This is a genomic window from Streptosporangium sp. NBC_01469 (genome assembly GCF_036227305.1).
Taxonomy (GTDB): Bacteria; Actinomycetota; Actinomycetes; order Streptosporangiales; family Streptosporangiaceae; genus Streptosporangium.
Window position 1 is genome coordinate 4,284,225 of record NZ_CP109465.1, and the last position, 13,406, is coordinate 4,297,630.

Genomic DNA, 13,406 nt, shown 5'->3' on the forward strand with positions numbered 1-13,406 from the left:
GGCGGCTCCGAGAAGGACACGACGGCCACCCCCGCGCGAGCGGGGAACAGTGGCACATGCCCGATAACCAGGTGTTTTCTCGCTGTTCGGCATGGCAGGGTCCTTTCGCGGATAAAATCAGGGCACTTATGCATGGCTATGACGAGCACGATCAGGTCAGGTGGGTGCCGGAACCACCCGGTAACCCAGGCAGAAGCCCGTTCGAGCGCGATCGGGCGCGGGTGCTGCACAGCGCCGGGCTGCGGCGGCTCGCCGCCAAGACCCAGGTCGTCGGCCCGGGAGAGACCTTCGGCAGCGGCCAGCACATCCCCCGCACCCGGCTGACCCACTCCCTGGAGTGCGCGCAGATCGGCCGTGAGATGGGGGAGACCCTCGGCCGCAACCCCGATCTGGTGGAGACCGCCTGCCTGGCCCACGACCTCGGCCACCCGCCGTTCGGCCACAACGGGGAGACGGCGCTCAACGAGCTCGCCGCCGGGTGCGGCGGCTTCGAGGGCAACGCGCAGAGCCTGCGCCTGCTGACCCGGCTGGAGGCCAAGGTCGTCACCGAGGACGGCCGCAGCGCCGGGCTCAACCTCACCCGCGCCTCCCTGGACGCCGCGGTCAAATACCCGTGGACCCGCGAGAGAAGTGCCAAGTACTGCGTCTACGACGACGACACGCCGGTCTTCGAGTGGATCAGGGAGGGCGCGCCGGAGGGGCAGGTCAGCTTCGAGGCCCAGATCATGGACTGGGCCGACGACGTCGCCTACTCCGTACACGACCTGGAGGACGCCCTCCACTCCGGCAGCGTGGTGCTGGAGGCGATGCGCGATCCGGCGGAGCGCCGCGAGGTCTGCGCGACCACCCGAGAGTGGTACGCCCCCGACGCCGAGCCCGGCGAGCTGGAGGACCTCTTCTACCGCCTGATCACCCAGCCGCTCTGGCCCCGCCACTTCGACCGCTCACTCGCCGACCTTGCCGCGATCAAGGGGCTGACCAGCTCGCTCATCGGCCACTTCTGCAAGTCCGCCGAGGTCGCCACCCGCGAGGCGTACGGACCGGCGGCCGGGCGCTACAGCGCCGACCTGATCGTGCCCAGGGCCACCCGGCTGGAGTGCGCGCTGCTCAAGGGGGTCACGGCCCACTACGTGATGACCAGCGACGCGCACAACGCCAACCAGGTCAGGCAGCGCGAGCTGATCCACGACCTGGCCCACCACATCATGCTGGGCGCCCCCGGGACCCTGGAGCCCGCGTTCAGGCCCGCCTTCACCAGGGCCGCCGGTGACGCCGGACGGCTCCGCGTGGTCGTCGACCAGATCTCCTCGCTCACCGACACCTCCGCGGTCGCCTGGCACCGCGCCCTGGCGGGCCGCTGACCGGGTCGTGTCGCGTTCGCCGGGGCTTGTCCCGTTCCCGGTACCTCCGCGGTCGCCTGGCACCGCGCCCTGGCGGGCCGCCGGCCGGGTCGTGTCGCGTCCCCGGCCGGTGATGTGGTGTCACGTTCCCGGTGTCAGTTGCCGCCGTTCAGCGGGATCTGCACCGGCTCCTGCGGGCGCTCCGGTTTCTTGGTGGGCTTCCTCGTCGGCGTCGGCTGCGGTTTCGACGCGCACAGGGTGAAGCACCGGGGAGCCGCCCCGGTCTGGTTCATCACGGCCCGCATCTCCTCACTGGGGGAGAGCGTGGGATTGCCCTTCAGCCAGGCGTCCAGATAGTTCCAGGGCTTGACCATGCCCCGGCGCACCCACCACATCGAGGGGGAGGTCTTCCAGGAGATCGCGAAGTAGAGGTTGCTGGCGGTCGAGCGGGCGTTGCCCGAGTTGCCGATCTGGCCCAGGACCTGACCGGCGCTGACGCGCAGTCCCGGCCTGACCCCCAGGGCGATCTTGTCCAGGTGGCCGCCGAGGTAGCGGACGCCGTCGTCGCCGATGACCGTGACGAACCGGCCCTCACGGTCGGCGCCGCGATCGGTGGAGGGCGTCCACCGGTTCTTGACGTTGACCTCGTCGACCACGCCGTTCACCGGAGAGACGAACGAGCAGCCCTTGCCCGCCCAGATCGTGGTCTTGGGCAGCACCAGGAGCCTGCTCTCGTAGGTGGACGAGCAGCCCTTCACCGGGAAGACGTAGGTGTGCTTGGAAACCTTCGGCGGCGGGACCTGCACCGGGGGGTCGGCCTTGGGGCGGTCGACCGCCGTCCGGGGGACGGGGGTCGGGGTCGCCTCGGGCATGGTCGCGGTGACCGACGAGGCCGGAGACCCGGCCGCGGGCTCCGCTCCGGGGGTCGGGACCGCAGTGCCGATGCCCGCCACCCCGCCCGGCGACGCGCAGGCCCCGGTAACGAGCACCGCGCCGGTCACGGCGGCCAATCGTGCTATGTGCCCCGATCGCATGATCTCCACCCGCGTACATTATCGAGAATCCGCCTTTACCTTTGTAACCGACGTCCTGGTTGGTCACGACCACTTCGGGAAAGTCATCGTTCCTCCCGTACCTCCCGTCCCGGTGGTGGCACTCCGGCATGCCGGAGGATCGGAGCGGAGCCGGGCCGGCTCCTCGCCCCGACCTGTCGGGGGGCCGGACTAGACTCGCGGCGTGGCAGGCCGGATCAGTGATGAGGACATCGCGCTCGTACGGGAGCGCTCGCCGATTGCCGACATCGTGGGCGAGCACATCCAGCTCCGCAACGCCGGCGGCGGCAACCTGAAAGGGCTCTGCCCCTTCCATGAGGAGAAGAGCCCGTCCTTCAACGTGACCCCCACCCGGGGTTACTGGTACTGCTTCGGCTGCGCCGAGGGCGGCGACGTCATCACCTTCGTCCGACGCCTGGAGCATCTGTCGTTCGGCGAGGCGGTCGAGCGGCTGGCCAACCGGGCGGGCGTCCAGCTCCGTTACGAGCAGGGCGGCTACGTCCCCGGGCGCGAGCAGGGCGAGCGCATCCGCCTGATCGAGGCGCACCGGGCGGCGGCGGAGTTCTACGTCTCGAAGCTGTCCGCCCCCGACGCCGCGATCGGGCGCAGGTTCCTGTCGGAGCGCGGGTTCGAGCGGGTCGACGCCGAGCGCTTCGGCGTCGGGTACGCCCCCGCCGAGTGGGAGGCCCTCTCGCGGCACCTGATGGCCCGGGGTTTCACCACCGCGGAGCTGATCAAGGGCGGGCTGGCCAAGGAGGGGCGGCGCGGCCCGATCGACCGCTTCAGAGGACGGCTGGTCTGGCCCATTCGCGACATAACCGGCGACGTCATCGGTTTCGGCGCGCGGAAATTGAACGACGCCGAAGACGGACCGAAATACCTGAACACCCCGGAAAGCCCGCTCTACAAGAAAAGCGAGGTCCTCTACGGCGTCGATCTGGCCAAGCGCGAGATCTCCAAGCGCTCCCAGGCCGTGATCGTCGAGGGCTACACCGACGTGATGGCCTGTCACCTGTCGGGCGTGCCGACGGCGGTGGCCACCTGCGGCACCGCGTTCGGCGAGGAGCACATCAAGGTGCTCCGGCGGCTGCTGCTCGACCAGTCGGGGTCGCACGGCGAGGTGGTCTTCACCTTCGACGGCGACGCGGCGGGCCAGAAGGCGGCGCTGCGCGCCTTCGCCGACGAGCAGAAGTTCGTCACCCAGACCTTCGTCGCGGTGCAGGCCGACGGCCTCGATCCGTGCGACCTGCGCATCAGGCACGGCGAGGCGGCCGTGCGCGACCTGATCGCCGGGCGGGAGCCGCTGTTCGCATTCGCCATCCGCAGCGTGATCTCCCGCTACGACGTGAGCACCAACGAGGGACGGCTCTCCGCTCTCGACGCCGCCGCCCCGATCGTGGCCGGCATCAAGGACAGGTCCCTGCGCCAGCTGTACGCCGTCGACCTCGACCGGTGGCTGGGCTTCAACAACGAGCGCTTCGTCCTCGACCGGATCACCGAGGTCTCCGCGGCGGCCCAGCCGCGCGCCCAGCGCCCCGCGGGGCCCCGCAAAGTCGCCGACCTCACCGACCCCGGCGTCCGGACCGAGGCGGAGGTGCTGCGGCTGGCCGTGCAGCGTCCCGCGCTGCTCGGCCCGGGTTTCGAGGCGCTGGGAGCGGAGGCGTTCACGCTCGCCGAGCACGCGGCCCTCTACCGGCTGATCGTCGACTCCGGCGGCACCGCCACGGCGGGGCAGGGCGGGCGCGAGTGGGTCGACCTGCTGCTCCGCGGGGCCGAGGACTCCCTGCGCGGGGTCGTCACCCGGTTCGCCGTCGAGGAGCTGCGGGCCGATCTGGCGAGCGAGGAGCGCTACGCCTCGGCCATGCTGGCGGCCCTGGAGCTCGTCTCGGTGGGGCGGGCCATCGAGCAGCTCAAGTCGAGAATGCAGCGGACGAACCCGGTCGACGAGCAGCAGGAGTACAACCGGCTGTTCGGAGAGCTGGTCGCGCTGGAACAGCAGCGGCGCGTGCTCAAGGATCGCGCGGCCGGGAGCTGACGGCGTAAATGGCATTAATATCCGCGGGCTGATTACACCAAACCCGAATAAGGTCTCGATCCGATAATGATCGAGGCCTTACCTCCGGTGACAAAAATAGGTCTGCCATTTAGGGGACCCAATACAGCAGACTGTCTCCCGTGGGTGCATCGGTGCTGCCAAGTGGGCCGCCATCGGTAGACCAGGTGGCCGACCTCGTCACGAAGGGAAGAGAGCGCGGAAGCGTCACGGTTGATGACGTGGCCGCCGCTCTCGACAAGTCCGAGCTGCCGTCCGACGCGCTCGAACGCGTCGTCCGAATGCTCGCCGAGCAGGGAGTGGAGGTCCTTGAGCCCCAGGGCGACGAGGAACCCGCCCGGGCCGATGAGGAGGATGTCGGGAAAAGAGCCCCGACCAGCGATCTTGTCCGCATATACCTGCGGGAGATCGGTCGCGTGCCCCTGCTCACGGCCGAGGAGGAGGTGGAGCTCGCCAAGTCCATCGAGGCGGGTCTGTTCGCCGAGGACAAACTGGCCAGCGTCGTCTCGCGTCTGGTCTTCCCGGAGTTCAAGGAGCTCGCCTGGCAGGGCACACGGGCCAAGCAGCGGCTGATCGAGGCCAATCTGCGACTGGTCGTGTCAATCGCCAAAAGATATGTGGGACGCGGGATGCTGTTCCTGGACCTCATCCAGGAGGGCAACCTCGGGCTCATCCGGGCGGTCGAGAAATTCGACTACACCAAGGGCTACAAGTTCTCCACATATGCCACCTGGTGGATTCGCCAGGCGATCACCAGGGCCATCGCGGACCAGGCGCGCACCATTCGGATTCCGGTGCACATGGTCGAGACGATCAACAAGCTGGTACGGGTCCAGCGTCAGCTCCACCAGGACCTCGGCCGCGAGCCCGCGCCCGAGGAGATCGCGATGGAGATGGACCTGCCGATCGACCGGGTGATCGAGATCCAGCGGATCGCCCAGGAGCCGGTCTCGCTCCAGTCGCCGATCGGCGAGGAGGACTCCGACCTCGGAGACTTCATCGAGGACGCCGACGCGGTCGTGCCGATGGAGGCGGCGGCCTTCATCATGCTGCAGGACCAGCTCGACGACATCCTCGCGACCCTCTCCGATCGTGAGCAGCGCATCATCCAGCTGCGCTTCGGGCTCGCGGACGGGCATCCTCGGACCCTGGAGGAGGTCGGCAGGGAGTTCGGCGTGACGCGCGAGCGCATCCGGCAGATCGAGTCAAAGACCCTCGCCAAGCTCCGGCACCCGACGCGGGCGCAGATGCTTCGCGACTACCTCGACTGAGGAGCCACACGGCGCGGGCCCCGGGAACCTCCGTTCCCGGGGCCCGCGCCGTTCGGCGGCTTCGTCGCCGTGATCGTCGGGGACCCTCGTTTCCGGCCCGCGCCCCTCGGCGGTTTCGCCGTCGTGGCCGTCGGAGGACCTTCTTTTTGGACCTGCGCCGTTCGGTGGTTCCGTCGCCGTGATCGTCGAGGGTCCGGTCCGCGCCGTTCACGCCGATCGCCCGGGAGCCCTCGTGCTCCGTGCCCGTGCCCGTTCCGGTTTTTCGGGCCGCGCCGTTCTCACCGATCACCCGGGGTCCCCGTGTTCCGGGCCCGCGTCGTTTCGGCGGTTCCGTCGCCGGTCACCTGGGACTACCGCTGCCGCGATCATCCGGAAGCCCCTGTTTTCCGGGCTCGCACCCGTTCCGGGGGCCGTACGTTAACCCTGTTTGGTGCATTCGAGGCGGGCTGGACTGTTTTCCTGGCCGATACAGGCGCAGACTGGGCGGATGGAGTCGCGAGCGGCGGTCGACGACGCCGCGCTCGGGCGCGAGGCGTGGTCCGTGCTCGACGCGAACTGGACGGGGTCCGCGACCGTTCCCGCGCCCGGCCTCTACCCCCACCAGTGGAACTGGGACTCCACCTTCGTCGCGATCGGCCTGGCCCGCTGGGACACCCGCAGGGCCGGAACCGAGCTGATCAGCCTGCTGGCGGGGCAGTGGGGCACCGGGATGGTGCCGCACATCGTCTTCCACCCCGTCCACGCGGAGGGCTACTTCCCCGGCCCCTCGGTCTGGCGCTCCCGGGACCACCCGGCCTCGCCCCACGCCGTGTGCACCTCCGGGCTGACACAGCCGCCGCTGCACGCGCTGGCCCTGTGGTGGATATGGCGGCACGCGGCCGACCGTGACACGGCCGTGGCCCTGGTGCGGCGGCTCTACCCGATGCTGGTCGCCCAGCACGACTACCTCGCCACCTCCAGGGACCTCGGCGGGGGAGGGCTGGCCGCGATCGTGCACCCGTGGGAGTCCGGGATGGACGACAGCCCCGCCTGGGACGCGCCGCTGGAGGCGCTGCCCCCGGTCCACCACGCCTACCGGCGGAACGAGGAGCCCGCCGACCGGCGTTCCGACAGCCGCCACGACCGCTACATGGCGCTCGCCCTGGCCTACCGGGACTCCGGCTACGATCCGGCCTATCTACGGGACGAGCACCCGTTCGCGGTCGAGGACCCGATGTTCAACGGCATCTGGCTCGCCTCCTGCCAGGCGCTCGCCGAGCTGGCTCCGGTGGTGGGCGCGGACGCGGGCCCGCACCGGGAGGCGGTGGAGCGGATCCGTGCGGCGCTGCTGGAACGCCTCTGGGACGACGGCGTCTTCCGCGCCCGCGATCTGCGTGAGGGGCGGCTCAGCCCCGTGTGCACGGTCGGCTGCTTCGGGCCGATGCTCGACCAGGGGATGCCCGGCGAGCGGGTCGCGGAGCTGGTGAGGGTGCTGGAGTCGGCCCGTTTCATGGGGGCCGCCGGATATCCGGTGCCGAGTTGCGAGATCCGCGCCCAGCAGTTCGACAGGTCCTGTTACTGGCGCGGGCCGTCCTGGGTGAACGCCAACTGGCTGCTGCGCCGGGCGGCGGCCGTGCACGACCTGCCGGGGCTGGTGCGGGTGCTCGGCTCGAGCACCCTGCGCCTCGTACGGCAGGCGGGTTTCCGCGAGTGCTTCGACCCCTTCGACGGCAGCGGGCGGGGCAGCCGGGACTTCTCCTGGTCGGCGGCGCTCACCCTCGACCTGCTGGCGGATACCGTGGAACGGTGAAGCTCTTCAATCGCATGCCCTCCGAGGTCCGCGCGGCCGTCGCCCCGGGCGACCGGGTGCTCGCCTACGCCGAGGGTCCTGACGGCTACGTGATCGCCGCGGACAAGGCCCTCTACCTGGGCGGTGAGCGCCTGCCCTGGTTCCGGGTGGATCGCGGGGTGTGGGACGAGGAGGGGCTCACGGTCGGCACCACCGACGGGCGGTCGCACCGGGCGCTGCTGCCCGAGCCCGGCCGGATCCCCGAGGCCGTGCGGGAGCGGGTGACCGCCTCGATCGTGGTCAACCAGTACGTCCCGCTGGACGCGCGAGGGGGAGTGCGGCTGGTGGCGAGGAAGGCCGACGCCGACCGGTTGATCTGGGAGTTCGTCTTCGACTCCGGTCTCGACCCGGACGACCCCGGCCTGCGTGCCCTCGCTGAGCAGGCGCTTGAGGAGACACGCCGGAGCTTCGGCGTCTGAGATCCCGGGCAGGGCGCCTTCGCGAAGCCGCCCGTTTCCCGCGCGGGGCCTTCCCTCGAGATCGGCTCCGGACACGCGAAAGGCCCCCTGAGGGGCCTTTCACATCGGCGGGCCGTTCCCGGCCCGTGGGTGCCGATGGGGCTGCGGCAGGAAGATCAGTAGGGCGCGTTCGTCCTCTGGTTGTCCGGCCAGCCGGTGCCCGTGTCGTCATGCTCCTCGCCGTGCCAGCCGTTGGCCGAACGCAGGAACGGCAGCCGGTTCCTGGCCACGTCGCTCACCTTGGTCCTTGCCACCCCCGTCGCCTTGGAGACCTTGGCGCCCATCAGGCCGGCCGTCTCCTGCACGGCGGGGTTGTCGGAGACCCGCTGGGCCATCCGCTTGATCTGCTCGTACCGTTCCCGGCCGGCGCGGCTTCCCAGGATGTAGCCAACCGCGAATCCCACCCCGAGCATCAGTCGATAACGCATGTCCACCTCCACAAGCATGTTCCGCGGACCCTGTCCTGTGATCACTCGCGGATCGCCTCGTCTCGCACCTACCCCGGAGTATCGATGCGACACACACCCATGGAGTGCGCTAATCTATTCCTGCGCCGCAAGGAACGGGGGACACCCGGTCCGACCAGCGCAAAGCGCAATCCCGTGTAGCTCAATCGGCAGAGCAGCCGGCTGTTAACCGGCAGGTTATAGGTTCGAGTCCTATCGCGGGAGCCAGTTGAAAGGCCCCGGAAGCTCAGCTTCCGGGGCCTTTCGCCGTCTTCCGGCCTGTTTTAGACAGCCTCTCGCGTTCCGATTCGCCGGACAAAACCCGGTGAATCACAGAAAATGAGGAGCGCCGCGCCCGGTGTCGCCATGATCTTGGCGAGCTAACCGGTGCGAGGTTGCCGCGGACAACAGCGATCGCAGCGGGGAAGGGCCGCCGCGTTCAGGGCACCGCGCCGCCCGGAACGGTCGTCGTGCCCGTGAGCCACAATTGGTGGTTTTTCTGTGCTGACCTGGCGAAGGTCCCGGCGGCGTGCGCCGGATCCGCTCCGCGACGTCCCCGGTGTCCCCGGTGTTCCCGATGTCCTCAGGGTCCTGGGCGCCCCCGGCGGCGTCTCTGACGGCGTCCCCGGTGGTGTCCCCGAGGTGCTCCCGGTCGACGTGGCGGCGGCCGAGGACTACCTCAGGCTGTTCCACGCGGAGAATCCCGGGGCGGGAGTCCTGCGAGAACGCCTGCGTGAGGTCCGGCAGGAGATCGCCAGGACCGGGACGTACACGCACACCCCCGGCGAGCTGACCTTCGGCGCCAGGGTGGCCTGGCGCAACAGCGGCAGGTGCATCGGACGCCTGTACTGGCGCTCGCTGCGGGTGCGCGACCGGCGGCACGTCACCACGGCCGAGGGGGTCGCCGTCGAGTGCGTGAACCACCTGCGGGACGCGGCGCCGAGCCGCCGGATCCGCCCGACGATCACCGTGTTCCCCCAGGACCGGCCGGGGACCCCGGGACCGCGGATCTGGAACGAGCAGCTCATCCGCTACGCCGGGTACGCGATGGAGGACGGCTCGGTCGTCGGCGACCCCCGCTACACCGGTTTCACCGCGATGCTGCGCGAGCTCGGCTGGCCAGGCGGTCCCGGAAGCCCCTTCGACGTCCTGCCGCTCGCGATCTCGGTGGGGGACGGGCCGCCGCTGCTGTCCACGATCCCCGGCGACGCCGTGCTGGAGGTCGCGCTCTCGCACCCCACCCACCCGTGGTTCGAGCAGCTGGGACTGCGCTGGCACGCGGTGCCGGTCATCTCGAACATGTGCCTGGAGATCGGCGGGATCTGCTACCGGGCGGCCCCGTTCAACGGCTGGTACATGGGAACCGAGATCGGGGCCCGCAACCTGGCCGACGCCGACCGCTACGACCTGATGCCGGTGATCGCCCAGCGCATGGGACTGGACACCGAGAGCGACCGCTCGCTCTGGCGGGACTACGCGCTGGTGGAGCTGAACATGGCGGTCCTGCACTCCTTCGAGCGGGCGGGGGTGACGATGACGGACCACCACACCGAGTCCAGACATTTCCTGATGCATCTGGAACGCGAGGAGAAGGAGGGGCGGGTCTGTCCGGCCGACTGGACCTGGATCGTGCCCCCCATGTCGGCCTCGGCCACGCCGGTCTTCCACCGCTACTACGAGGATCGGCTGCTGTCGCCGAACTTCGTCCACCACCCGGACTCCCTGGAACGCGCACTCGGTCACTGGACTGCAACGGGGGGTTAATCCAGGGGAAACGTACCGGCGATCGGAGATGCCGGGCTCACCCCTGGCTTCAGCCATGGGGGTGAGCCCGGCGTGGGAGGGTCGCCAGGCCCGAGCGTGCTCTGACCTGAAGAGGGTTCTCCTTGATGGGCAATCGAATCTTTGAGCGGCAGATGACTTCCTTCTGCATACTGACTCAGTGTGGCCGTGACGCTCCGGAGGAACGGCACTATCGCCTTCCAGTGTGCGTTGCGCGTGGTGTGGTGCCCCGAGTACCGGCGGCGGGTTCTGGACGCTCGGATCGAAGAACGGTTTGAACGGTTGATCCGTGGGGTGATCGAGGAGAAGGGAGCATGGCTGGTGGAGTGCGACGTCATGTCCGGCCACGGTCACCTGCTGGTCGAGGTGGACCCCCGGTTCGGGATCCACAAGCTGGTCAAGGCCGTCAAAGGCCGTACCTCTCGCCTGCTCCGCGAGAAGTTCCCGGCACTGACGTCGAAGCTGCCGACCTTGTGGACGAACTCCTCCTTCGTGGCGACCGTGGGTGATGCGCCCCCGCAGGTGGTCGAGGGCTACATCGAGAATCAGAAGGACCGGTGATCGCCGGTGCTTACCGGACGCAAGTATCGCCTGGACCTCACCCCTGAGCAGGGTGAGTTCGCCGAACGCGTCGGCGGGGCGTGCCGGTCGGTGTGGAACACCGCGCTGGAACAGCGCCGCCTCTATCGTCGGCGCGGGGGGTGGATCGGCTACCACGACCAGGCCCGCCAGGTGGCTGAGGCGAAAGCCGACTTCCCGTGGCTGGCCGAGGTGCCCGGTCACTGTCTGCAGCAGGCGTTGATCGACCTGGATGCCGCGTGTGCCAAGCACGGCACGTGGAAAGTCCGCTGGAAGTCGAAGGTCGCCAACCCGCCGAGCTTCCGGTTCCCCGAGGGCGGGAAAATCGCGGTCGAGCGGCTCAACCGGCGCTGGGCGCGGGTGAGGCTGCCGAAACTCGGCTGGGTCCGTGTGCGGATCACCCGCCCGCTCGGCGGGAAGGTCAAGAACGCCACCGTCAGCCGGGACGGCGAGCACTGGTACATCAGTTTTCTCGTCGAGGATGGGGTCACCGCGCCTGAGCGCCACGCCGGCCCTGGCAGCGCCGTGGGGATCGATCGGGGCGTGGTCAAGGTCGCGACCCGCTCGGACGGCCGCTTCCATCACCGGGTGTTCGCCCGTGATCGGGAAGTTGAGCATGTCAAGAAGCTTCAGCGCGACTTCGCCCGGACCACGAAGGGATCGGTCCGGCGTAAGAGAGCCGCCGCGCGGGTCGCCGACATGGTGCGGACGGTCCGCAGGCGCCGGGAGGACTTCGCCGCCAAGACCGCCCATACCCTGGCCACGGGTTTTGAGATGGTCGTGTTCGAGGCGCTCAAGACCAAGAACATGACCGCCGGCGTCGAACCCAGGCCAGATCCTGAGCGGCCGGGCGCGTTCTTGCCGAACGGGGCCGCTGCCAAGGCCGGATTGAATCGGTCCATCTTGGACAAGGGCTGGTATCGGATCGAGTTGGCCACTCGTAGTAGGGCCCGGTATACGGGCACCCATGTGATCACTGTCAATCCGGCGTACACGAGTCAGACGTGCAACGTGTGCACGGTGGTGGATCGGAAGTCCCGCGAGAGCCAAGCGGTCTTTCGGTGTACCTCTTGCGGACACACCGAACACGCCGACGTGAACGCCGCCAAGAACGTACTCACCGCCGGAAGGGCGGAGTTCGCACAGCCCGGACCGGGTGTGCGAGCTGGGGCGCGCAAACCACGCAACCGCGTGGGCCGCAAGGCCAACCGCCAAGCAACAGCAGCGCAGACCACCGCAACAGCGGCGTCCGGGCTGGCTGGAATCCCCCGACCTTAGCCGTAGGGAGCGCTTCAAGCACTTGCAGTGACCCACCTCATGGTGGGGCGCACCTAGGGTTCCGCCGACGCCGGGCGTCACGCGACTGTGAGGCCGTACGGCGGGTGCCCGGCGAGCTGGGCTAGGCCGGCGGCGACCCTCGGCGCCCGGCGCGGAGAGATCCTCAGGAAGGTGACCTGGCCGTACGCGCTCCCGGCGGTCGTGGACGCGGCGCGGATCAACGCCGCAACTCTTCCTGCGCGAGGTGTGGCGCGACACGGGCACCACCGTGCTGATGGTCACCCACGACGTGGAGGAGGCCGTTCTGCTCGCCCAGCGGGTGCTCGTCTTCGCCTGCGGCCCCGGCAGGGTCGCCGCCGAGGTGCCGATCGACCTTCCCGCCTACCGGGCCCTCGCCGTGAAGCGCACCTCCTCCTTCCTCGGTCTGCGCGCCACGGTCGAGGATCTGGTCCGCTCGCACATGCTGACGCCGGAGAGGGAAAAGGTGTAGAACGATATTCTGTGGCTCTCCGGGCTCGCGAGGGGGATGCGGGATGGTCGATCTGGTGCTGTCGTCGATCGAGCGGGGCGTGCTGACGCTGACGTTCAACCGCCCGGACCGGCTCAACGCCTGGACCGACGAGATGGGCCGCCGCTACTTCGACCAGCTTGCCGAGGCCGAGAAGAACCCCGAGGTCCGGGTGATCGTGGTCACCGGCGCGGGGAGGGGGTTCTGCGCCGGTGCGGACTTCCGGACGCTCACCGCCCTCCATGACGGCTCCTACGCGGGGCGGCCGGATCCGCGCCCCACCACCTTCCCGACCACGATCCGCAAACCGATCGTCGCCGCCGTCAACGGTGCCTGCGCCGGGCTCGGCATGGTCCACGCCCTCCTCTGCGACCTGGTCTTCACGGCCGCCGAGGCCAAGTGGACCACCGCCTTCGCCCGGCGCGGCCTGATCGCCGAGTACGGCATGTCATGGGTCCTGCCCCGCCTGGCAGGCCAGGCCAGGGCGATGGACCTGCTGCTGTCGGGCCGCACCTTCACCGGTGCCGAGGCGTACGAGCTGGGCTTGGCCGGCCGGTCGGTGCCGGGGGAGAGGCTGATGGAGGAGACGCTGGCCTACGCCCGCGAGCTGGCGACGTACAGTTCCCCGGCCTCGATGGCGGTGATCAAGCGTCAGGTCTGGGGTGACGGCCAGCGGAGCCTGGAGGCGTCGGAGGCGGCCGCGACGCACCTGATGGCCGAGTCCTTCACCCGGCCGGACTTCGCCGAGGGCGTCGCCAGCTTCGTCGAGCGCCGCGCCCCCGGCTTCCCTCCCCTGTAGGCCCCTGTAGAT

General features: G+C 69.6%; 13 protein-coding genes and 1 tRNA gene. 11 read left to right on the forward strand and 3 right to left on the reverse strand.

Features of this window, described 5'->3' with window-relative positions:
• The first annotated feature begins 128 nt into the window (after positions 1–128).
• Positions 129–1,361 carry a deoxyguanosinetriphosphate triphosphohydrolase gene (locus OG587_RS19210; RefSeq protein WP_329092170.1) on the forward strand — a complete coding sequence of 411 codons (1,233 nt, stop codon included), beginning with the start codon at positions 129–131 and terminating at the stop codon, positions 1,359–1,361.
• Positions 1,362–1,495: 134 nt separating this feature from the next.
• On the opposite strand, the gene OG587_RS19215 is transcribed toward OG587_RS19210, so the two are convergent.
• Positions 1,496–2,374, reverse strand: coding sequence for a M23 family metallopeptidase (locus OG587_RS19215; RefSeq protein ID WP_329093911.1), 879 nt, complete (start codon positions 2,372–2,374; stop codon positions 1,496–1,498).
• A 202-nt stretch (positions 2,375–2,576) separates the two neighbouring features.
• Between OG587_RS19215 and dnaG the strand changes: the two genes are divergently transcribed.
• The 4 genes from dnaG to OG587_RS19235 all read left to right on the forward strand — a co-directional run bounded on the left by dnaG (position 2,577) and on the right by OG587_RS19235 (position 7,963).
• Positions 2,577–4,427 carry a DNA primase gene (gene dnaG / locus OG587_RS19220; protein ID WP_329092171.1) on the forward strand — a complete coding sequence of 617 codons (1,851 nt, stop codon included), beginning with the start codon at positions 2,577–2,579 and terminating at the stop codon, positions 4,425–4,427.
• 152 nt (positions 4,428–4,579) lie between these two features.
• A complete protein-coding gene (rpoD, locus tag OG587_RS19225) occupies positions 4,580–5,716 on the forward strand; it encodes an RNA polymerase sigma factor RpoD (RefSeq protein WP_329093914.1) in 1,137 nt (378 codons plus the stop codon).
• A 487-nt stretch (positions 5,717–6,203) separates the two neighbouring features.
• Positions 6,204–7,505: an MGH1-like glycoside hydrolase domain-containing protein gene (locus OG587_RS19230; protein WP_329092173.1), complete on the forward strand. Its 1,302-nt coding sequence runs from the start codon at positions 6,204–6,206 to the stop codon at positions 7,503–7,505.
• A complete protein-coding gene (locus tag OG587_RS19235; RefSeq protein WP_329092175.1) occupies positions 7,502–7,963 on the forward strand; it encodes a hypothetical protein in 462 nt (153 codons plus the stop codon). Before OG587_RS19230 ends, OG587_RS19235 begins: the two co-directional genes overlap by 4 nt.
• A gap of 155 nt (positions 7,964–8,118) precedes the next feature.
• Here OG587_RS19235 and OG587_RS19240 read toward each other — a convergent pair whose 3' ends face one another.
• Positions 8,119–8,430, reverse strand: a complete 312-nt coding sequence (locus tag OG587_RS19240) for a YtxH domain-containing protein (RefSeq protein ID WP_329092177.1) — start codon at positions 8,428–8,430, stop codon at positions 8,119–8,121.
• 170 nt (positions 8,431–8,600) lie between these two features.
• Here OG587_RS19240 and OG587_RS19245 point away from each other — a divergent pair.
• The 4 genes from OG587_RS19245 (at position 8,601) to OG587_RS19260 (ending at position 12,087) form a co-directional block, all read left to right on the forward strand.
• Positions 8,601–8,676: transfer RNA gene (locus OG587_RS19245), tRNA-Asn, on the forward strand.
• Between the two features lie 273 nt (positions 8,677–8,949).
• Positions 8,950–10,212: a nitric oxide synthase oxygenase gene (locus tag OG587_RS19250; protein ID WP_329092179.1), complete on the forward strand. Its 1,263-nt coding sequence runs from the start codon at positions 8,950–8,952 to the stop codon at positions 10,210–10,212.
• Between the two features lie 180 nt (positions 10,213–10,392).
• The gene (gene tnpA, locus OG587_RS19255; RefSeq protein WP_329092181.1) at positions 10,393–10,791 is read left to right on the forward strand and encodes an IS200/IS605 family transposase; all 399 of its coding nucleotides are present in this window, start codon (positions 10,393–10,395) and stop codon (positions 10,789–10,791) included.
• Positions 10,792–10,797: 6 nt separating this feature from the next.
• Positions 10,798–12,087: an RNA-guided endonuclease InsQ/TnpB family protein gene (locus OG587_RS19260; RefSeq protein ID WP_329092183.1), complete on the forward strand. Its 1,290-nt coding sequence runs from the start codon at positions 10,798–10,800 to the stop codon at positions 12,085–12,087.
• Positions 12,088–12,164: 77 nt separating this feature from the next.
• Here OG587_RS19260 and OG587_RS19265 read toward each other — a convergent pair whose 3' ends face one another.
• Positions 12,165–12,308: a hypothetical protein gene (locus OG587_RS19265; RefSeq protein ID WP_329092185.1), complete on the reverse strand. Its 144-nt coding sequence runs from the start codon at positions 12,306–12,308 to the stop codon at positions 12,165–12,167.
• A 23-nt stretch (positions 12,309–12,331) separates the two neighbouring features.
• Between OG587_RS19265 and OG587_RS19270 the strand changes: the two genes are divergently transcribed.
• Both OG587_RS19270 and OG587_RS19275 read left to right on the forward strand, forming a co-directional pair.
• Positions 12,332–12,577, forward strand: coding sequence for a hypothetical protein (locus OG587_RS19270; RefSeq protein WP_329092187.1), 246 nt, complete (start codon positions 12,332–12,334; stop codon positions 12,575–12,577).
• 43 nt (positions 12,578–12,620) lie between these two features.
• On the forward strand, positions 12,621–13,394 hold the full coding sequence (locus tag OG587_RS19275) for an enoyl-CoA hydratase-related protein (RefSeq protein ID WP_329092188.1): 774 nt from the start codon (positions 12,621–12,623) through the stop codon (positions 13,392–13,394).
• The last annotated feature ends 12 nt before the right edge of the window (positions 13,395–13,406 follow it).